This is a genomic window from Limnothrix sp. PR1529, assembly GCF_002742025.1.
In the GTDB taxonomy this organism is placed as follows: Bacteria; Cyanobacteriota; Cyanobacteriia; order CACIAM-69d; family CACIAM-69d; genus CACIAM-69d.
The window spans coordinates 21,801-42,743 of record NZ_LIRO01000064.1 but is presented as its reverse complement, the minus strand read 5'-3'; the positions used below and the strand labels follow the sequence as shown (position 1 = coordinate 42,743).

At 55.3% G+C, this 20,943-nt stretch carries 19 protein-coding genes; 9 read left to right on the top strand and 10 right to left on the bottom strand.

Features of this window, described 5'->3' with window-relative positions:
- Window positions 1-4 precede the first annotated feature (4 nt).
- The gene (locus AMR42_RS10205; RefSeq protein ID WP_099533346.1) at window positions 5-1,951 is read right to left on the bottom strand and encodes a S9 family peptidase; all 1,947 of its coding nucleotides are present in this window, start codon (window positions 1,949-1,951) and stop codon (window positions 5-7) included.
- A gap of 231 nt (window positions 1,952-2,182) precedes the next feature.
- Here AMR42_RS10205 and AMR42_RS10200 point away from each other — a divergent pair, with 231 nt between their 5' ends.
- Together AMR42_RS10200 and AMR42_RS10195 are read left to right on the top strand one after the other, a co-directional pair.
- On the top strand, window positions 2,183-3,166 hold the full coding sequence (locus AMR42_RS10200) for a sodium-dependent bicarbonate transport family permease (RefSeq protein WP_099533345.1): 984 nt from the start codon (window positions 2,183-2,185) through the stop codon (window positions 3,164-3,166).
- 47 nt (window positions 3,167-3,213) lie between these two features.
- Entirely contained in the window at window positions 3,214-3,507 is a 294-nt protein-coding gene (locus AMR42_RS10195; protein WP_099533344.1) for a transcriptional regulator, read from the top strand.
- Window positions 3,508-3,647: 140 nt separating this feature from the next.
- Here the strand turns inward: AMR42_RS10195 and AMR42_RS10190 are convergent, their stop codons facing one another.
- Window positions 3,648-4,358 carry a DUF2993 domain-containing protein gene (locus AMR42_RS10190; RefSeq protein WP_099533343.1) on the bottom strand — a complete coding sequence of 237 codons (711 nt, stop codon included), beginning with the start codon at window positions 4,356-4,358 and terminating at the stop codon, window positions 3,648-3,650.
- Between the two features lie 36 nt (window positions 4,359-4,394).
- Here AMR42_RS10190 and AMR42_RS10185 point away from each other — a divergent pair, with 36 nt between their 5' ends.
- The 5 genes from AMR42_RS10185 to opcA all read left to right on the top strand — a co-directional run bounded on the left by AMR42_RS10185 (window position 4,395) and on the right by opcA (window position 10,148).
- The gene (locus tag AMR42_RS10185; RefSeq protein WP_304441465.1) at window positions 4,395-4,643 is read left to right on the top strand and encodes a hypothetical protein; all 249 of its coding nucleotides are present in this window, start codon (window positions 4,395-4,397) and stop codon (window positions 4,641-4,643) included.
- A 612-nt stretch (window positions 4,644-5,255) separates the two neighbouring features.
- A complete protein-coding gene (locus AMR42_RS10175; protein WP_099533340.1) occupies window positions 5,256-5,549 on the top strand; it encodes an RNA-binding protein in 294 nt (97 codons plus the stop codon).
- Between the two features lie 403 nt (window positions 5,550-5,952).
- Complete coding sequence (fbp, locus tag AMR42_RS10165; RefSeq protein WP_099533339.1) at window positions 5,953-7,005, top strand: class 1 fructose-bisphosphatase; 1,053 nt, start codon at window positions 5,953-5,955, stop codon at window positions 7,003-7,005.
- Window positions 7,006-7,168: 163 nt separating this feature from the next.
- Window positions 7,169-8,698, top strand: a complete 1,530-nt coding sequence (gene zwf, locus AMR42_RS10160) for a glucose-6-phosphate dehydrogenase (RefSeq protein WP_099533338.1) — start codon at window positions 7,169-7,171, stop codon at window positions 8,696-8,698.
- Window positions 8,699-8,834: 136 nt separating this feature from the next.
- The gene (opcA, locus tag AMR42_RS10155; protein ID WP_099533337.1) at window positions 8,835-10,148 is read left to right on the top strand and encodes a glucose-6-phosphate dehydrogenase assembly protein OpcA; all 1,314 of its coding nucleotides are present in this window, start codon (window positions 8,835-8,837) and stop codon (window positions 10,146-10,148) included.
- 59 nt (window positions 10,149-10,207) lie between these two features.
- Here opcA and AMR42_RS10150 read toward each other — a convergent pair whose 3' ends face one another.
- From AMR42_RS10150 to queA, 7 genes are all read right to left on the bottom strand, one after another.
- Entirely contained in the window at window positions 10,208-10,702 is a 495-nt protein-coding gene (locus AMR42_RS10150; RefSeq protein WP_099533336.1) for a molybdenum cofactor biosynthesis protein MoaE, read from the bottom strand.
- 156 nt (window positions 10,703-10,858) lie between these two features.
- Entirely contained in the window at window positions 10,859-11,959 is a 1,101-nt protein-coding gene (gene mnmA, locus AMR42_RS10145; protein WP_099533416.1) for a tRNA 2-thiouridine(34) synthase MnmA, read from the bottom strand.
- Window positions 11,960-12,118: 159 nt separating this feature from the next.
- On the bottom strand, window positions 12,119-13,060 hold the full coding sequence (locus AMR42_RS10140; protein ID WP_099533335.1) for a glycosyltransferase family 2 protein: 942 nt from the start codon (window positions 13,058-13,060) through the stop codon (window positions 12,119-12,121).
- Between the two features lie 115 nt (window positions 13,061-13,175).
- A complete protein-coding gene (mreD, locus tag AMR42_RS10135; protein WP_099533334.1) occupies window positions 13,176-13,748 on the bottom strand; it encodes a rod shape-determining protein MreD in 573 nt (190 codons plus the stop codon).
- Window positions 13,749-13,802: 54 nt separating this feature from the next.
- Complete coding sequence (gene mreC / locus AMR42_RS10130; protein WP_099533333.1) at window positions 13,803-14,672, bottom strand: rod shape-determining protein MreC; 870 nt, start codon at window positions 14,670-14,672, stop codon at window positions 13,803-13,805.
- A gap of 397 nt (window positions 14,673-15,069) precedes the next feature.
- A complete protein-coding gene (locus AMR42_RS10125) occupies window positions 15,070-16,074 on the bottom strand; it encodes a rod shape-determining protein (protein WP_099533332.1) in 1,005 nt (334 codons plus the stop codon).
- Window positions 16,075-16,595: 521 nt separating this feature from the next.
- Window positions 16,596-17,765, bottom strand: a complete 1,170-nt coding sequence (queA, locus tag AMR42_RS10120; RefSeq protein ID WP_099533331.1) for a tRNA preQ1(34) S-adenosylmethionine ribosyltransferase-isomerase QueA — start codon at window positions 17,763-17,765, stop codon at window positions 16,596-16,598.
- 111 nt (window positions 17,766-17,876) lie between these two features.
- Here queA and AMR42_RS10115 point away from each other — a divergent pair, with 111 nt between their 5' ends.
- Window positions 17,877-18,266, top strand: a complete 390-nt coding sequence (locus tag AMR42_RS10115; RefSeq protein WP_099533415.1) for a hypothetical protein — start codon at window positions 17,877-17,879, stop codon at window positions 18,264-18,266.
- 718 nt (window positions 18,267-18,984) lie between these two features.
- Here the strand turns inward: AMR42_RS10115 and AMR42_RS20415 are convergent.
- Window positions 18,985-19,128: a hypothetical protein gene (locus AMR42_RS20415; RefSeq protein WP_158234437.1), complete on the bottom strand. Its 144-nt coding sequence runs from the start codon at window positions 19,126-19,128 to the stop codon at window positions 18,985-18,987.
- 23 nt (window positions 19,129-19,151) lie between these two features.
- Between AMR42_RS20415 and AMR42_RS10110 the strand changes: the two genes are divergently transcribed.
- A complete protein-coding gene (locus tag AMR42_RS10110) occupies window positions 19,152-20,693 on the top strand; it encodes a carotenoid oxygenase family protein (RefSeq protein WP_099533330.1) in 1,542 nt (513 codons plus the stop codon).
- Window positions 20,694-20,943 lie beyond the last annotated feature (250 nt).

The following is a 20,943-nucleotide window of genomic DNA, read 5'->3' as shown; positions in this document are numbered from 1 at the left end:
GAGTTTAGTCACCCATTGAGTCACCCAAATTAGCAATTTCGATCGGGTCGATCGCCTCCGCCGGTTCAAAGCCAAAAACCTTGGCATAAAAATAGAATTCTCCATCCAGAGCGCGACGGATATTTTCTGCCTTGCGGAATCCGTGCTGCTCCCCTTCAAAGGGCACGTAGGCTACCGGAATTCCCTTTTTCTGAAGCGCATTCACCATCATTTCCGCTTGATTAGGCGGCACAATTTTATCTTCAAGTCCCTGGAAAAAGGCCACGGGGCAATTGAGCCGATCGATGTGATGAATGGGCGATCGATCAATGTAGATATCCTGGCGCTCCGGGTAGGGGCCAATCAGTCGATCGAGATAGCGAGCCTCGAACTTATGGGTATCTCGGGCCAGGGCTTCCAAATCGCTCACGCCGTAGTAGCTGGCTCCGGCCTTGAACTGGTCGCGGAAAGCCAAAGCGGCCAGGGTTGTGTAGCCCCCGGCGCTGCCCCCGGCAATGGTCAAGCGATCGCCATCCACCAATCCCCGATCGACCAAATATTGCGCACCATTCACGCAATCATCCACATCCACCAGCCCCCATTGGCCATCCAACCGGCAATGGTAGGCGCGGCCATAGCCCGTGCTGCCGCCATAGTTCACATCCAACACCGCAAAGCCGCGACTCGTCCAATATTGAATCGACAAACTCAAACTACTGGAAGTTTGGGACGTGGGGCCGCCATGAATCTTGACTTTTAATGGTGGCTTTTCGCCCTCCGGTGCTTGGAAATCACGATTTTTCGGCAGATACAAGAGGGCATAGGCTTCCCGATCGCCCGTGGTGGGAAACGCGATCGATTGCGGTTCCGACAAATAGCCCGAATCAATTTCTAAAGTGCTGCTGGTTTTTAAAACCTCGATTGTTTCCGTTGCCAAATCCAGCCGGACAATCGCCCCTGACTTAACGGCTGAACCACCCCCAAAAATGACGAAACTCTGCGCCACAAAGGGATCAGAAATTGAAGTATAGGGCTGGTTAATGACCGTTAGTTTTTCATCAGCAAGGGCCAATTTCGCCAATTGCCACAGACCATTTTGGGTATAGGCACAAACAAGGGTTTCTGAGTCCACAAACCCATAGGTGGTCATCCCAAAAACCCACTGCGGCAAGCCAAATTCTGCCTCCATGGGGCAAAGATGCCGCGCCTGGCCGTCCGATTCCTGGCGATATAAATTCCACCAGCCGGAGCGATCGCTCACAAAATACAATTGGCCGTCGGGCGACCAACTGGGCTGAAACACGGATTCTTCGGCCCCGCCGGCCACGATCTGGGAATTTTGCAGGGAGCCATCATCGGCAATCGCCGCCACCCACAGGGTGGTGCTGTCCCAAGGCAAATTGGGATGGTTCCAAGTCAACCAAGCCAACTGCGACCCATCGGGACTGAGGGCCGGCGAGGCGTAAAAGTCCCAACCCGTTGCCAATAGGCTCACCTGTTGCGATCCATCCAGGGCGATCGCCACCAACTCGTTCACTGGCTCCCGATCGGGCTGGCTGTGATCTTCACGGATGCCAATCACCCGATCGCGCTGGGCATCCACCACAAAATCCGCATAGCGCCAGGGTTGTTCAGGCGTGAGGGCGATCGGCTCCTGGCCCGGCCGGGTGCGATACAGTCGCTGATCGGCAAAGTTCACAAAATAAATCCAGCCCCGATCGACCGTCCAAGCACCGCCACCATACTCATGCACCCGACTGCGAGCGTTCCAAGGAGCCGCAATCACATCTTGGGTTTGGCCCTCGGGCGATCGGGTCACGATTGCCACACGTCCGCCCTCAGCCGGCCGCGATTCACTCCAATACAACGTTTCGCCTTCCGCACGGCCACCGCCCAGCCCGATCGTTCCCGCCACGATCGCTTCGGAAGTAATCGGCGATTTCCAAGTCCCGTAGGGCGCAATTTGAGGCATAGAACCCACTACAACCAACAGTTTCTAAACAATTTCTCATCATCATCCAGCCTTGATTCTGTCGCAAGCAAGGGGAACCGTGACACCTATGGTGGAGAGTCTTCATCAGTGAAAGCGAATAATAGTGAATAATTATGAAGAATAATCTTAATTAGTTTCAGAGGTTTACCTAACCCTAAACCTGGGCTAGGTTGGAATTTATCCCTTTCTAGTTTTTGCCCTGGATAGCCGATGGATAGTGGACTGATTCTTTCCAATATTCTCAATCCTCCCATTTTGTTCTTTTTCTTGGGAATGTTGGCCGTTTTCTGTAAATCAGATTTGGAAATTCCTGCACCACTGCCCAAGCTATTTTCGCTCTATCTATTGGTGGCGATCGGGTTCAAAGGGGGCTATGAGCTACTAGAAAGCGGCATTACTCAGCAGGTGGCTGGCACGCTGCTTGCTTCGATTGTGATGGCTTCTTTGGTTCCAATTTACACATTTTTTATCCTAAGAATTCGCCTGGATCCACCCAATGCGGCTGCCATTGCGGCCACCTATGGCTCCATCAGCGCCGTGACTTTTATTACGGCCAGTTCTTTTCTGGATCAACTGCACATTAGCTATGGCGGCTACATGGTGGCAGCTTTGGCGCTAATGGAATCACCCGCCATTATCATCGGCCTAATTTTGGTGCGAATTTTTGATGCCAAGGATGATAAGGACGATCCCGATCATCCCTTTGCTTGGGGTGAAGTGCTGCGAGAAGCCTTTTTGAATAGCTCTGTGCTGCTGTTGGTGGGCAGCGTGATTATTGGAATGCTGAGCGGCCCCAGCGGTTGGCACAAACTAGAACCCTTTACGCAGGGCATCTTCTATGGTGTGCTGACGTTTTTCTTGATGGATATGGGCATCATTGCCGCCAAACGAATTCGAGATCTGAAAAAAACAGGACTATTTTTAATTGGCTTTTCGGTAATTGTGCCGCTGCTGAATGCGGTGTTGGGGATTGTGATTGCCAAGCTGCTGGGCATCGGTGAAGGCAATGGGCTACTGTTTGCGGTGCTTTGTGCCAGTGCTTCTTATATTGCGGTTCCGGCAGCAATGCGGATGACGGTTCCGGAAGCAAATCCGAGTTTATATGTTTCGATGGCGCTGGCTTTGACCTTCCCATTCAACATTATTGTGGGAATTCCGCTGTATTTAGAACTGGAAAAAATCCTGGGGCTGTAGGGGCGTTTTTGGGGTTCATGGATTGGCTTGTTGGCTAGTAGGTTGATATGCAATTAACAAAACGTGTGGAAATTATTGTTAGCTCTTTGGAGCTAGAGGAAATTTTGGAAATGCTGGATGGCCTGAAGTTTCCGGGCTATACGGTAATTCGCGATGCTTCGGGAAAGGGTGATCGGGGAGAATTTACCAATGATTTAGGTCGAGAATTTGGCAATTGCTATATTCTGACCACTTGCCAGGATGTGACCCAATTGGATCAGTTGGTGACGCTAATTCGCCCGATTTTGAAGCGGGTTGGGGGGCTTTGCTTGGTCAGTGATGCGGCTTTGGTCATTCACTAAATTCCGATGCAGCTAGATCCGCCAGATGGGGCCCGCCTCCCCGTTCGGCCAACTGGATTGAGTCAAATTTGCCCCATCTATCTATATAGACAACTGGATAGGCAACTGCCATAGATAGACAACTGCCATAGATAGATCGATTAAGGGCGCACTAGCAAAGTACCGGTGCATTGGAGTCCTTCCGGTTCGATCGACAGGCTGTTGATGGCCACGTCTTCGCCTAATGGTAGGAGCACGGAGGATCCCTGGGCGATCGGCTCACCTGCCTGGTTCAGCCACTGGGGATTGCAGAGTTGCAAGGTTTGGGGGTCAACCAATTCCAACCCCAGGCAGAGTTGCACCGGTTGCTGCTCGATCGCCCCTGACAAAATTAACTGCCCCCCGGCTAGGGTGGCTTGGGGTTGCTCGAAGGTGACGGGTCGCCCCCAAAGGGCCAACAGCGGAGCCAGAAAGTCTGCCAACGCCGGGGCCAGCAGGGGAGCCGCCAAAGAGGCTGCCAAGTCGGGGGCAAAAAGTTTTAATTCCGCACTGACGGGAATGGGTTGCAGTAGCCTGAGGGGTTTGCCGCGCAGCACTTGCCCCAAATTGACGGCAATGTTGGTGGCTTGCAGGTTGAGATGGCTGAGGTGCAAGCCCTGATAGATCACGGATTCGGCGTTGATCTGGGCTTGGGGCAGGCGGCCCGCGAGAATGTCTCGATCGCGCCCATCCAGCCGCACGGTGATTTCAGTGGCGGCTTCCACCTGGGATCGCAGCCAGAGTTTGACCGCTGGCGCAACTAGGGAGGTAATGAGGCGGCTGCCCTTGCTGGAGTTGCTTGGGGCGATCGACTCTTGATTTCCACTACCCATCAACCAAAAACCTCTTGATACACTGGACAGCAATTCTTGCAATTTGTAAACGGTGTGTCCGGCCCTATGTTCCTAGAAGAACTCAAACCCCTTGTTGAAGAAGGCCTCAAACAGCCCGTGAGCTTCTTGGGTGGACTGGCTTCCGGCCTGTTGCGCCTGGATCTGAATCAGGATCCAATTAAGAGCTGGTTGGAGCAACAGTTGGGGAGCGATCGCCCCAATGGCTCCACGGAGTCTGCACCCAGCAGCCCCAGCGGCGGCCCTCAGTCGATCTCGATCGAGTAACTGGATTCAAGTCAATGAATTTGAGTGAATGGGTTCAAGTCAGTGAATTTGAGTCAGCGAATTCCTGACCCCGTCGTCAACGTCTGAATCTGAGCGGCCAAAGCTCAAGGCTCAATGGGCGGGATCCCGCTGAGGGTTCCTGGGTTATTGGGGATCCTTATCCATCGGGGATCTTTATATAGATAGATAGAGATCCCCGGGGGATCGAGGCTGAGAGCCGGGCGGGAAGCAACGGGGCGATCGCCCACGGCCGCCAAGGATCCGGACAATTGGGGGGAAAGGTCGTCAACAATTGGTAACGATCGCGAAGGGGCAATTTGCCCCCAAATCCAAGCCATTTACCCGCTGCCAACCCCTGACTTACCCCGGATTGCAAAATAAACTCCCAAGTTTACGCCAGTAGTACCCCTTTAGGGCGCTATCATGGTGATGTCCTTTCAGCTTCTTTTGTTTTGAGCGCGATCGCGATCAGGCACAATCTCAATAGACTTGGGGCCTAGCACCGCGTGGGAATTTAGTTTGTGGAACTGTGTCCCAGTCCGCCAACCCAAGTTCTCATGAGACAAATTGAACTGAAGACTTCACGCGCTTGTTTTACCGTTCCGGACTCAAATGACGATTTACGTTGGCAATCTTTCTTACGACGCTACCGAGCAGGATCTCCAAGAAGTTTTCTCGGAGTATGGCGTTGTTAAGCGTATCACCCTGCCGATCGACCGCGAAGTGAACCGAATTCGCGGTTTCGCCTTCATCGATCTTGAAAGCGACCAGGCCGAAGAGCACGCCATCAAAGAACTCGATGGAGCAGAATGGATGGGCCGCCAAATCCGTGCCAATAAGGCTCGTCCTAAGGAGCCTCGCTCCGGTGGTGGCGGTGGGCGCTCGTTTTTCCATAACGCGTTCTAAGTCTTCAGAGATGGAGCGCGGCGGAAAACAGTCTGCCTAATTCAGAATTGCCCGATCGGGGAACCAAGGTTTTGGTTCCGCTGAAATAGCAATACTCTTCTGGAAAAGGGGTCAGTCTACGAGACTTGGCCCCTTTCGTTTTTGGATCTTTCTGGGTTTTGAGCGATCGCTTAGAGGCTGAAAAGTTGGTTGAATGCTGGCCAGGACACCAATAAACGGGCGCAGCGGATCATCCATCGGTCAATTGCGACGGACTGCAAAGGACTACGACGAACTACGACGAACTAATGAAGTTTCTCTAAAAACGCCCCAGCTTTTCGGAAATCGGTTCCTACACTGAAGGCATGACCCCCGGGGGCAATGTTTCGTTGTCGTTCCGTCGTCAGTCACGAGAGGTTCTGAGATGGCTGATGCTGCCAGTGTTGATTCCGCCAGTTATGTCGTGACCCAGGAGCGATCGCTCGATCGAGATTGCACCACGCTGGGTCGCCATGTGCTGCAACAACTGCAAAGTTTTGGCTCCGATGCCCAAGATCTCAGCGCCCTAATGAACCGAATTGCCTTGGCGGGCAAGCTCATTGCTCGCCACCTGAGCCGATCGGGTTTGATGGAAGATGCGCTGGGCTTCACGGGCAGCACCAACGTCCAAGGCGAGGCCGTCAAAAAGATGGATCTCTACGCCAACGATGTTTTTATCTCGGTGTTTAAGCAAAGTGGCTTGGTTTGTCGCTTGGCTTCCGAGGAAATGGAGCACCCCTATTACATTCCCGAAAATTGCCCGATCGGTCGCTATACCTTGCTTTATGACCCGATCGACGGTTCCTCCAACATTGATATTGACCTCAATGTGGGATCCATCTTCGCCATTCGCCAGCAGGAAGGCAACGACGAGACGGGTGAAGCCGCCGACCTGCTGCAATCGGGTCACAAGCAACTGGCCGCTGGCTACATTCTCTATGGCCCCAGCACCATGCTGGTTTACTCGATCGGGCGCGGAGTCCATGCCTTCACCCTCGATCCCAGCCTTGGCGAATTTATCCTCAGCCACGAAGACCTGAAAATTCCCCCCAGTGGCAAGCTCTACAGCGTCAATGAAGGCAATTTCGGCCAGTGGGAGCCAGCCACCCAAGCCTGCATTCAATATTTTCGAGAAGTGGGCGGCTATTCCTCCCGCTACAGCGGAGCCTTAGTGGCCGACCTGCACCGCATTCTGTTTCAAGGGGGCGTGTTTCTTTATCCAGGAACCCGCCAAAAACCTCAGGGCAAGCTGCGTTTGCTGTATGAGGCAGCTCCCCTCGCTTTTTTGATTGAGCAAGCGGGTGGCCAGGCCAGCGATGGCCAGAAACCGATCATGGATCTGATTCCCGATCGACTCCATGCCCGATCGCCCCTGATTATTGGCAGCCCCGAAGAAGTCAACCGAGTGGAATCTTTGCTACAGCGGGGATCGGGCTAACCCCTGACGATCGAGATCAGCAGCCCCTCAAAACCCCAACTGGGCGATCGACCCTCGGCCTTCCCTCCGCGGCCCGTGATCATCGATTTTCCTGCCCAACCCCCTTCCCCATTCAGCCTCGATCTTTCGCCTCGATCGCCCTTTTCAGATCCCACTTTCCCCAATGCTGACCTTCCAAGAAAATCCCCTGCGCGTTGGTCTTCAGCAAGAACGCATCCCCGAACCCCAAATCCTGATTATCTTTGGGGCCTCCGGTGACCTCACCCAGCGCAAACTGGTACCCGCCCTCTACCAAATGAAACTAGAGCGGCGGCTGCCCCCCGAACTCACCATCGTCGGAGTTGCCCGCCGGGAATGGAGCCACGACTTCTTCCGCGAGCACCTGCGCGAAGGCATCGAAGAATTTGGTGGCGGAACCCAAAGCGACGACCTTTGGGAAGACTTTGCCAAAGGCCTGTTCTATTGGCCCGCCAACATTGACGTACCCGAAGACTATCAAAAGCTCAAAACCTTCCTGGCAGAGCTAGATGAACTCCGAGGCACTCGGGGCAACCGAGTCTTTTACCTGTCCGTAGCACCCAAATTTTTTGGGGAAGCGATCCAGCAACTGGGGTCTGCCGGGATGCTTGCCGATCCCGACAAGCAACGCCTCGTGATCGAAAAGCCCTTTGGGCGCGACTTGGCCACCGCCCAACAGCTCAACCGCGTTGTGCAGGCCGTCTGTTCCGAAAAACAGGTCTATCGGATTGACCACTACCTCGGCAAAGAAACCGTTCAGAATCTGTTGGTGTTTCGGTTTGCCAACGCCATTTTTGAACCCCTCTGGAACCGGCAGTTTGTGGACTGTGTGCAAATCACCGTGGCGGAAACCGTGGGACTGGAAGGACGCGCCGGATACTACGAAACTTCCGGGGCCCTGCGGGACATGGTGCAAAACCACCTGATGCAACTGTTTTGCCTCACGGCCATGGAGCCGCCCAACTCCCTTGATGCGGACAGCATTCGCAACGAAAAGGTGAAAGTGCTGCAAGCAACCCGGCTCGCAGACCTGCAAAATTTGGATCTCTGCGCCGTTCGGGGCCAATACAGTCGCGGTTGGATGCGTGGCAAGCCGGTTCCGGGCTACCGCGAAGAGGACGGGGCCAGCCCCACTTCCACCACGCCCACCTATGCGGCCCTCAAGCTGTGCATTGATAACTGGCGCTGGAAAGGTGTGCCCTTCTATCTACGCACGGGCAAACGGATGCCGAAAAAGGTGACCGAGGTGGCCATTCAATTCAAGGAAGTGCCCCTGTTGATGTTTCCGTCGGCGGCGCGCCAAACTAACCCGAATGTGTTGGCCATGCGGATTCAGCCGAATGAAGGGATCTCGATGCGTTTTGAAGTGAAAATGCCGGGCGCATCCTTGAAGACGCGATCAGTCGATATGGACTTCCGCTATGAAAGTGCCTTTGGCCAATCCCAAGGCGAAGCCTACGGTCGTCTGCTGATGGACTGTATGTTGGGTGATCAGTCCCTGTTTACGCGAGATGACGAAGTGGAGGCTTCTTGGCGGGCCCTCACGCCGGTTTTGGGGCTGTGGGATGCTCCTGCGCCGCCGGAAACGATTCCGCTCTATGAAGCGGGGACTTGGGAGCCGGTGGAGGCGGAGTTATTGCTGGAGCGTGACGGTCGGCACTGGCGACGACTCTAGGCAGAACGGGAGGTTATCGAAATCAGGTGTTGCAACTCGGCAATTCGGAAATCAGGCGTTGAACCGTAGGTCGTTCAGCGTGCTCAAGCAGATTCCTCAACCAGATCTTTCAATCAGATCCCTCAGCAGGCAAACCATGACCACAACGATTACACTCCAAACCCCCAAGGATATTTCGCTCGGGGAAATTGAGGCAGAGTTAAACAAGATTTGGCTGAGTCAGGGATCCGGTGATGCGGCGATCGCCACCAGAGCTGCCACGTTCTGCATGGTGGCCTATGAGCCGGAGGAGTTTCAGCAGTTGTTGGGTTCCCTGGGGTTTTATAAGGGGGCGATCGATGGGTTGCATGGCCCCGACACCCGTAATGCTATCAAGTTGGCCCAGTCGGCCTATGGGTTTCGGGCAACCGGGCGCGTGGATATGGACACCCTGCGGGCCTTGCGCGAAGACCACGTGAGCTTTGGGCAAACGCGCTCCCCCAATTTAGATTTGCGCGGGGCCACCGTCAGCGATGCGATCGCGGCGCAAAATCCTTCTCGGATCATTGCCCTTTGTCCCACCCTGGGGCCCGATGAAGGGGTGACTGCCCAAGTGTCCGCCTATTGCCCCGTGCAAAAGAGCAAGAGTCGGAATTTGGTTTGCTGCGAATACATCACGCTGCGCGGAACCAAGGAGGCCCTGGAGCGGGTTGCCGATTTGGTGGTGTCGTTGTTGATTCCTGATTTGCCGAAGTTTGCCTGGTGGAAGGCCACGCCCAATCCTGAACAGGGCCTGTTCCAAACCCTGGCGGAAACGGCCAATTGCCTGATTTTGGATTCGTCTTACTTCAGCGATCCCGAGGCGGAATTTTTGAAAATTCAGTCGCTGATTGATCAGGAAACCTACATTGCTGATTTGAATTGGCACCGGCTGTCCCTCTGGCAGGAACTGACGGCGGCTTCGTTTGATCCCCCGGAGCGGCGGATGTGGCTGGGAGAGGTCGATCGAATCTCGATCGATTACGAAAAAGGCAGCGCGGCCCAAGCGTTGATGTTCCTCGGGTGGTTTGCGAGCCGCCTGGGGTGGGAGCCGATCGCCTATCGGGCCACGGGCGGTGACTATGACTTGGTATATGTGGATTTTGAACGCGGTGACGGGCGATCGATCCAAGCAGAATTGGCCGCCATTCCCACGGCCGATGTGGGTGAAATTCCGGGGGATTTGATTGGGCTGCGTTTGGCTTCCACCAATCCCAATGCTGACTGTGCCACGATTCTTTGTTCAGAAATGACGGGCTGTATGCGGATGGAGGCGGGGGGCAGTGCCCAATCGGCCCGCACCGAGCAGGTGACGGCTTTGCCCGACCAAAAGGCAGAATTGCTCATGGCCCAACAGCTTCAGCGTTGGGGCCGGGAGGTGCTGTATGAAGAAAGCATGGCCGTCACCATCAAAATTCTGCAATTGCGGTAGCCCAGAAAAGACCGACTAATGATCGACCAATCATCGATTCACGGTCGCCTAGCGGTGGCCTAACAGTCGCCGGTTTGTTCGCAAGCGCCGATGCTGACCCAGTTGCTGGAACCATCGGCCCAAAATTCTTTTTTCCAAATGGGGGCGTTGTGCTTCAGTTGGTCGATCGCGTAGCGGCAGGCCTCGAAAGCTTCCGATCGATGGGGAGACCCGATCGCCACCAGCACGCTGATTTCGCCAATTTTTAGCTTGCCGATCCGATGGTGAATCACCACCCGATTCACCACGGGCCAGCGTTGGCGAATCTGGGCGGCAATTTGCTGAAAGATAACGATCGCCATGGGTTCGTAGGCTTGATAATCCAGGGCCACCACGGGTTTGCCGTCTGTTTCTTGGCGCACAGTGCCATTCATCACCACGATCGCGCCGTTGGCCGGGTCATCGGCCAAGCGATATACCGCGTCCAGCGAAAGGGGCGCAAAGGTAATGGCGAAGGAGTCGCGTGAGTCGGCCAGGGGCGCGGCTTTGGCAAGGGGAGACGGCACGGACAACATGGCTCTGATCAGGCTCGATCGGGAACGGCGACTCCTGCTATCCTAACGCCTGGCCTTGGACGATCGACACCAATGGCGAGATGGAATCCTAGAACAGATCCATCAGCCGTTCTTAGCTTGCGGTTAGCCTGAGCTTGAAGTCAGCCTTAAACTGGCTTAACCGGCGCTTGAGCTGGCCGCGTCCTCGAAGCGATCGATGATCCCGCCGCCGAGCAACACTTCACCCCGATACCAAACGGCCGCTTGACCCGGCGTGACGCTGAATTGTGGCTCATCAAACACCAGCTTCACCCGATCGCCCCCCTCTAAGGGCACGATCGTGACCGGCACGGCGGGCGATCGATAGCGAATTTGCACCTCCGCGTGAATCGGGGTGCGGGGCGGGGCGATCGACACCCAATTCACACGGCTGACCGTGCAACTGGGGCGGGTGGCTCGATCGCGCGTGGCCACTACCACTCGATTTCGCACCGCATCCAGCGCTACCACGTAAAGCGGTTCCGGCGCTGAAATGCCAATGCCCTTGCGCTGCCCGATCGTGTAGTGATGAATGCCTTCGTGTTGGCCCAACACCTTGCCATCGAGATCCACAATCTCGCCCGCCTTGGGGGTGATGTACTTGTCGAGGAAGGCCTGCATGGAACCATGGGCCTCAATCAGGCACAGGTCTTGGCTTTCGGGCTTGTCGGCCACATGCAGCCCAAACTTGCGAGCAAACTCCCGGGTTTGGGCCTTGTCATATTCCCCTAGGGGAAAGAGCACCGCGCCCAACACGTCCTGATCCAGGTCGTAGAGGAAATAGGATTGATCCTTGTTGCGATCGAGCGCCCGCAGCAATTGATAACGCCCTTGATCCGGGTCGTAGTCCGTGCGAGCATAGTGACCGGTGGCAATGCGATCGGCTCCCAACTCCTCGCGGGCATAGCGCAACATGGGGCCAAACTTCACCGCCTTGTTGCATTGGGAACAGGGGAGCGGCGTGGTACCGCTTTGGTAGCCATCCACCAAATAATCAATGATGTAGCTTTCAAAGGTGTCGCGAATATCCACCACATGGTGGGTAATGCCCAATTTTTCGCAGAGTTGGGCCGCGTCCACCATGCCTTCCGAGCAGCATTGGCCCTTGCCGCGCATCAACCAAAGGGTGACACCCAGGACTTCAAACCCCTGCTCTTTCAGCAACACGGCCGTGGTTGAACTATCGACTCCACCGGACAAACCGACGGCGACTTTGGAATGGAGGGTGGCGTTGCTCATGGCGCGACGAAAGCTGACCCAAGGGGTGTTTTCAACGGGGCGTTTCCTATGATATGGGCGATCGCGGATCTTGCGGATCCAGACCGACTCCAAAAAAATGGCGAATTCCGGACGAATTTTCCTGGCCGGTGCGGTCTGGTTGCCTGGCAATTGCTGGCGTTAGGGGGCAACTTCCACGCCCGATCGGGCCCGATAAACCGCCTGCACGTTGTACCAGTTGAGGAAAACCCGAGCCACCTCCAGGGCCAGTTGCGGCCGACCCCGATCGATCAACCACTGCAACAGGGGGCGAAGCGTGCGCTCGTTCAAGCGGCCGCCCAAAGACAGCAACCCCCACAGGGCCACATGCAGCCAGGTCATTTGAATCATCAAGCGTACATTCCAGGTGGGATGCTTGCGATAAAACTCAATGCCCATTCGGCCCCGTTCCATTTCCCGCCGAATCAGGCCCGGAATCTCATCGAGGCTGAAGGGAGGATGCCAGTGATAGCCCACGGCTTCCGGACAGGGAATGAGGCGCACGCCCAAAGCCTTGAGCCGCACCCCCAATTCCAAATCTTCCCAGCCATAGAGGGTAAAGCGCTCATCAAAGGCCCCCGCACGATCGAGCCAATGCTTCGCGATCGCCACATTTCCCGTCGCAAAAAAGGCACGGGAAAGATCCGTGATCTTGAAGGGTTCAGCGGTGGGATCGTCAAAATTGCAAGTATTCACCACCCGCCCGTAGGTGAAATAGGCATCACCACCCGATCGGGTCTGAGCCGCCGCCAGCGCTTGGGCATGGCACTGCAAAAAATCCTCCAGCACCACCAAATCGCTGTCAATGAAGACGATCGTATCTCCCTTGGCCGCCCGCAAGCCCCGGTTCCGGGCCGCAGCAGGCCCGCCATGATCCTGCTCAATTAAGCGCACATGGGGCAGGCGATCGCGCGACTCCGACAGCCAAGCCACCGTGCCATCCGTCGAGCCATCATCCACCACCACGATTTCATAGCCCGCGATCAGGTCGGGGCCATGCCACCGCTGATGCTCCATGGCCAACAGGCACTTTTGGAGGATGGGCAAGCGGTTATAAGTTGGAATGATGACACTAATAAACACAAGTAGGGGCAAGACCGGGATCTATGGTTGATTGCTTTCTAGGATTGATTGTAGAAGGGGGGCTTGGAAAGGGGGTGCTCAAGGAGGGGGAAATTCTGGAAGAGAAGGCTGGGGTTCAACGATTGCCCAAGGATTCCATCATCCGCCACCAACGCCCCAAGGGCCAGGACACCACCGGCGACCACAAACTGCTGAGAATCGCAGAACAAAGCGTGACCTTTTGATGCAGCGCCCACACGTCGCCCGCGTCGCGGCCATAGAGATAGGCAAATTGGGCCGCCATCGTGGTTTCCGAAACCGCCACCAAAACAAAGGTGGTTAGGGGAATCATCACCCAGGCCGTGGTGGTGGCGCGTTGGTGGATGCGGGCCGTCAGCAGGGCTACCAGGGCCAACCCCCAAACATGGCTGGGCCAAAACTCCGTCATCCCATCCTGAAGCAGGCCCGCCACCACGCCACCGAAGATGGCCACCCACCAGGGGCGACCCACACTCCAGCTCACAACCCAAATTAGGGGCCAGTCAACGCCTACCCCCAGCAGTTCCAGTCCGGGTAGCCGCAGCGGCGTAAGGGCAGCGCAAAGTAACAAGGAGCCGGCCGAAACGGCAACGTTAATCGCCACCTGCACCAGCACAGGGTAGCGGTCGAGAATATCGCGTAGTTGGGGTTTTTGCTTGATTCCGTTCAAGGCCTAGACGGCAACCATGCCGATCGAATCAATGGTGGGCTAATCAATGGTGGGTTAGTTGGCCGATGCGCGGGGCGTTGCGGGCGGCTTGGGTGCTGGGTTGGTTCCGGAATTGGGGTTAGGCTTGGGGTTCCCCGATCCGCTGGGCGTTACGGGGGTGGGTTCCTGGAACTGCTGAAAGAGTTCTGGGTTATGGGGCAAGACAGTCACCCATTCCAACGTGCTCAGGGGAGCGGATAGTTCCACCACCGCTTCCGGGGCGAGGGATTTCTTGGTGTCGATCGCGACGATGCGCCCGATCGGCAAGCCCGCTGGGAAGAATTGACTGTAGGCAGAGGTGACGATCGCGTCGCCTGGTTTCACATCGGGCAACTTGTCAAAAAATTCCACCGTTGCCGTGCGATCGCTCTTGCCCCGGAGATAACCCATATAGCGCGATCGGGTCACCGAGATGCCAATGCGGCTGCCGGGATCGCTAACCAACAGCACCCGGCTGGTGTGGGGAGTCACGGCCGTGACACGGCCCACCACGCCCCCGGGAGCCATCACAATCGCCCCCTGTTGAATGCCATCGGCTGTGCCGCGGCCCAAGGTAATTTGTTGCCACCAGCGATCGGCACTGCGGCCAATGACCGGCGATGCAATGCCCTCCACGGGCAGAGTTTTACGGTAATTCAGCAGGGTTTGCAACTGAGCATTGCGGCTCTCCACCTCCTCAAGCCGCTGCTGAAGTTCACGGACTCGGGCATCCGCGAGGTCACTTTGAGAAGGTGCTCCCAGGTGCAGGGGCAACGTCAAGGCCCGGTAGGCTTCCACCAAAAAACCGGCCCGGCTCTGTCGCACACCAAGGGCTAAGCCCAGTGCAGCGACGGCTAGGACTGCCTTTAGCCAATTGCGCCCCCACCATCGTCGAACGTCATACACGACCAGCGCTCCGTTCTAGAAATTGAGTGGCTTGCTTGCCCACGAAAGTTGCTGATTAATCCTGAAATTAAGGGGTTTGTTGGCGGGTTGGCTCCAGGATTTGCGGTGATGCATTCCGGGCTACTTCCGTCTAACCAAGATGGGCGACCCGTGATTGGCCATGACGAACGGTGGTTGGTAAGGGCCAATCGATACCGGTTAAGGAAACGGTGAATTGGGGTCAGCCAAGATCAGTGCAGTGCAGGCTGAGCAATGCAAGCTGAACGCCAGAAGCTGAACAGTGCAGGCTCAGGCTGAATGCAAACCGAACTCAAACAATGCAACGCAGAGGCAAGCTATGCAACGCAGGCTTAAACTGCACCTCCACCTTAGCGGAGGTCAGGTGCTTCAGTCGGTCTTAGAGATTACGCGAGCTGCCACTAAAGACCCGCTCTAATTGTTTGAAGTTTTCGAGAACGCGACCGGTTCCCAACACCACACAGCTCAGCGGATCGGGAGCCACGTGAACCACGATGCCCGTTTCATGGCTGATCAGGGTGTCTAGGCCCTTGAGCAGTGCGCCGCCGCCCGCCAGCATAATTCCCCGATCGATGATGTCTGAGGCCAATTCCGGCGGGGTTCGTTCCAAAGTCCGCTTTACGGCTTCCACAATCACCGACAGCGGCTCCGACATGCTTTCGCGCACTTCGCCCTGTTTTACGGCAACGGTGCAAGGCAGACCGGACAGGAGGTGCAGTCCGCGCACTTCCAACACCACGTCATCTTCGTTGCTGGGGTAGGCAGAGCCAATTTGGATTTTGACTTCTTCCGCCGTCCGTTCCCCAATGACGAGGTTGTGGACTTTTTTCATGTATTGGGTGATGGATTCGCTGAGTTCATCGCCCGCCACGCGCACGGATTCGCTCAACACCGTTCCCTGTAAGCTGAGAACGGCAACTTCGGTTGTGCCGCCGCCGATGTCTACGATCATGTTGCCAGTGGGTTCCGCCACGGGCAGACCGGCCCCGATCGCCGCTGCGACCGGTTCATCAATCAAGTAAACGTCTCTGGCTCCGGCTTGGTGTGCCGCTTCCATGACGGCTCGCCGCTCCACGCCGGTCACGCCGCTCGGAATTCCGATCACGATCCGGGGTGGCACCAGGGCTTTGCCTTCGTTGACGCGCCGAATGAAGTGCTTCAGCATCAACTCCGCTGTGTCGAAGTCGGCGATTACCCCGTCACGCAGGGGCCGCAGGGCCATGACGTTGCCGGGCGTTCGACCCAACATCTTTTTGGCATCTTCGCCAACCGCTAGGGGGACTCGCTTGTCTTGATCGATCGCCACGACGGACGGCTCTTGGAGCACGATGCCCTTGCCGGACACATACACCAAGGTATTGGCCGTCCCGAGGTCGATGCCCATATCCCGAGACAAGGAGAAGCCATTAAAAAGACCCACGTTTTAAGCCCCCACAAGGTCAGGAACTGAAGTTGCTTCGCCAAAAATGACTGTACCGGTGACAGTCGAGCTGGATTCTATTACGTTTTGTACCAGCCGTCTATCCCTGAGTTGGGCGATCGCCCGGGCCGTTGAAACCCTCCTCTCAGTTGCAGGCAGGCTATTTAAAAGAAGCGATGGCATGGTGTGTGGCGATCAGTGGCGATCCGGTAAGTTATGCGCTGGATTCTCTGGATCTTTCCAAGGAGTACGGGGGCGAATCCTGATGGATTTGCAACCCGCTTTCCTGAAGATTTGGGCCTGAGATTTCGGCTTGCCTAGGGATTTGGGAGGAGATTTTGGCCGGGAATCCCTAGGTTTACAAGGAATGGGAAAACAAACGAATTGACAGGGCGTTGGAGAAAAACCGGCTCAGGCAGAGATTGGAATGGGATGAGGAGATAGCTGCCGAATCTGGACTGGTCTTGCCACCAGTCTAGCGTTGATTAGTCCTCAGTCTCGAAACGGGGGGCGATGCAAGCATCCGGCAGCAGCAACATGGCATCTCCAAAGGAGTAGAACCGGTAGCGATCGGGGTAGGGATCCGCTGGCGCATCCAAGGCAGCCTGATATAGCTCCAAGAGACGGGCCCGTCCCACAAAAGCCCCCACCAGCATCATCAAGCTCGATCGGGGTAGGTGGAAATTGGTGATCAGGCCGTCCACAACCCGCCATTGATAGCCGGGATAAATAAACAGATCTGTTTTGCCGCAAAACGCTTCCACTTGGCCATGGCGTGCGGCGGACTCCAGGGTTCGCACCGCCGTTGTGCCCACCGCAAATACCCGGCCGCCATTGGCCCGAGTCGTCCGAATTTTTTCGGCCACCTCCTCGGACAGCAGGGCCCATTCCTCATGCATTTTGTGGGCGGTGATATCTGGGCTGGCCACGGGCCGAAACGTTCCCACGCCCACATGCAGCGTCACGAAAGCCCGCCCCACACCAGCGGCACTCAGGCGATCGAGTAATTCTGGGGTAAAGTGCAAGCCGGCCGTGGGAGCCGCCGCCGAACCGGGATCGCGGGCATAAACCGTTTGGTAGCGATCGGGCGGGGCCGCCGAATCGGTAATGTAGGGCGGCAGTGGCATTTCGCCCCAAGCATCCAGAATTTCCAGCAGGGAGTTGACCCCTGGCGGCAACTGAAACCGTAGCAGGCGGCCCCCCGTGTTCCGGTCAACGGCCACCACTTCGGCGGACAGTTTGGCGACTGTCGGAACTGCTGTCGGATCTGCTGTCGGATTCGTCTGTGCCATGCCGGGCGGTGGGTCAAATTCAATTTGGGTTCCCACCAGCAGTCGCTTGCCGGGCCGCACCAGGGCCAGCCAGCTATCGGGCGATCGCGCTTCCAGCAACAACACTTCCACCGCCGCTCCGCTGGCCTTGTGGCCATGGAGCCGAGCTGGAATCACGGAAGAATCATTCATCACCAACAGATCGCCGGGTCTTAAGAATTCCAGCAAATCGCGAAACTGTCGGTGAACAATCTCGTGGGGCGAGGTGGCCACCAGCAATCGCGATCGATCGCGGGGTTCTCGCGGATTTTGGGCAATTCGATCATTGGGTAGCTCGTAGTGATAGCCGTCCAGCGATCGATCGGGGTCGTTGATGTATCCCATAAAAAGGGAATAGTCACGTTTTGTAAGAATCGCTTAAGATTTTAAGTCAAGAAACGTAAATCTTGAGAGAATATTAAATGTATCGATCGCTTGGAAATCCAAGCTCGGGCCATGGAATACCTCTACCGCTTCGCCAACGCCAGTCTAACGCTCCGAGCGATCGAGCATGTCAGCACCTCCTGGCGCTCCTCTCTGCAATTTGTCACCGTTCTCCATCAGATTGATGGATGGATTTTGCGTCTCAAGTTGTTTTCGCCGCTCATTTCCAAAGCCCATCTCGATTTGCAAGCCTTTTTGCAAGAATTAGGCTCGCCTTACTTGCCCTCGCCGCAGCTCAAAGTTGTGCTCTGGAGCCTTGAATTGGGTCAATCTCCTATTTCCGTCATGGAACGTCATCAGGTAGCCGTCATTTCCCACGGTCGTCCGGACAAGGAAGAAATAGAGGAATTCTGCAAGCAATTTATTGCTGGTTTGGGTTACTGCCCCGCAACCCTTGCTTGATGAAGAGGCTATCGTCTTTTCTATCAGGGCCAAAGCGGCTGATGTTTCTTAAAGCTCAAACCTGAAGGACAGCTACTTTGCTCCCTGATTTTTAGGTTCAGGAATTGTGGTCTCTGCTCTCCAAATGACTGCTAAGAATCAGGAAAGTTGGGACAAATTCCGGAAACCCCAAAGAGATTGATCAATCAATAAATAGTGGGGATGAATAATTATCATGGGCGATCGCAACGATCCCCAACCATGATAACGACCTCACCCCCTGCCCATAGCCACCTGAAAGATCAGCGCTAAATTCTGAATAATACCCTGACTGAGATTCATTCTCGAACTCATTTGCTAAATAATAAAACAACTTAATTATTGCCTTGATTGTTTTTGAAGATTGACCAATTTGATCGGGTTTATACTTAAAATCTGACCATCAAAACCCATGAAAATCCATGAATTCTTATGAAAACAAGCCGATAAAGATCAAATCAAAATAAAATCAAGATAAAATGAAAATAATTGAATTTGAATAATTATTTGAATAATACAAATTAAAGCAAAAATCAAGCAAAAAATACGAAAAAGCACCTAAAAATCTTTGATAAATATCTGGAATACCTAAAAGATCAATTTTGACCCGAAACAAAATTCACTTGATCGCGATTTGCACCAATAGGGGCTAATTGCCCGGGAATTCCCGGTTCTGCGCGGTTCCAGACAAGACAGACCATTAGACTAGAGAAGCAAGCCTTACGGATTGGGCGTTGGAGCGATCGCCCTGTGTGATTGTCCATTGTGATTGTGCATTGCGGTCACCCATGGGCCGCGATCGCTCCGAAATTGGTCGCCCGATCGAGTCTTCTGCAACCGCCACCCAACTCGATTTGATTGCGATCCATGCAAAGCCTTGAAACGAAAACCTCATCAAAACCAGTGCCCTATAGTCTCGCGGACTGGCAGCGGGGCTATGAATCTCAACCCCAAGAGTTTGAGACCTGGATTGATGACATTGAAGGGGAAATTCCCAGCAACCTCACCGGCACGCTGTTTCGCAATGGCCCCGGCCTGCTGGATGTGGCCGGCGAGCCGATCGGACATCCCTTTGATGGGGATGGGATGATTTGCCAAATTACCTTCCAAAATGGTCGGGCCCATTTTCGCAATCGGTTTGTGCGCACCGAAGGCTATTTGGCCGAACAGGCAGCCGGCAAAATTCTCTATCGCGGCGTGTTTGGTACGCAAAAGGCCGGCGGTTGGCTGGCGAATTTGTTGGATCTGAAGATTAAAAATATTGCCAATACCCATGTGATGTATTGGGCCGATCGACTCTGGGCCCTCTGGGAAGCGGCCGAACCCCATCGTTTGGATCCGGAGACCCTGGAGACGATCGGGCTGGATTCGATCGATGGACTGCTGCAGCCCGGCGATGCCTTTGCCGCCCATGCCCGCATTGATCCTGGCACGGTTCCCGGCGCGGCCGAAACAGCCACCGGAGCCAACCGCTGGGCCATGAGTCCCAACTCGGCGGGCGATCGGCGCTTCGTGAACTTTGCCGTGAAGCCCGGCCTTTCCACCAACATCACGATCTATGAATTAGACGAAGCGGGAAAACTCGCCAGCCGCCAAACCCGTAGCGTGCCGGGATTTGCCTTTTTGCATGATTTTGCCATCACTCCCCATTGGTGCATCTTTTTCCAAAATCCCGTCAAATTTAATCCGCTGCCTTTCATGCTGGGATTCAAAGGGGCGGGGCAATGCCTGGAATTTGACCCCAAACAACCCACTCGGGCCCTGCTGATTCCTCGGGATCCGAGCCAAGCGGTGCGCGTGCTGGATGTGCCGCCTTGCTTTGTGTTTCACCACGGCAACGCCTTTGAAAGCCCCGATGGTCAACAAATCACGATCGATTCCGTTTGCTATGACTCGTTCCCAACCCTGGAACCGGGCGCAGACTTCCGATCGGTTGATTTTGGTAGCCTGCCGGAAGGACAGCTTTGGCGATTTGAAATGGACTTGACCACCGATCGGGTGCGATCGCACTGTATCGAAAGTCGCTGCTGTGAATTTCCCAGCTTGCACCCCAATGCCGTGGGCCATGAACATCGCTACCTATATATCGGGGCAGCCCGATCGCCCCAAGGCAACGCGCCCCTGCAAGCGGTGTTGAAATTGGATTTGCAAACGGGCGATCGGTCTCTGTTTGACCTGGGCGCGCGGGTTTTTGGCGGTGAACCTCTGTTCGTTCCCAATCCCCAAGCCACCCAAGAGGACGATGGTTGGGTGTTGCTGCTGGCCTACAATGCCGAGCGCCACGCCTCCGATCTGATCATCCTGGCCGCTCAGGATCTGTCCCTGGTGGCTCGGTTGAAACTCAAGCACCATGTTCCTTATGGTCTGCATGGCAGCTTTGTGCCCCAGGTGTTTGGCATCGCAGACTAGAGATCGCAAATCTAGAGATCACAAATCTAGAGATCACAAATCTAGAAATTGCAGAGCTAGAAATTGCAGATTAGAACCGGAAAAACCCGATCGACTGGGCTGAACCATTTGAGCTGGGTGATTTGAGCTGGGTGATTTGAGCTGGGTGATTGCCCAGCCAAGACCCAGCCCGGTGAACGGTTTCAACCCATCGGCCAAGACCAACCAGCAAACTTGTCCCTGCACGGGATGCACAGATTTTGCGATACCC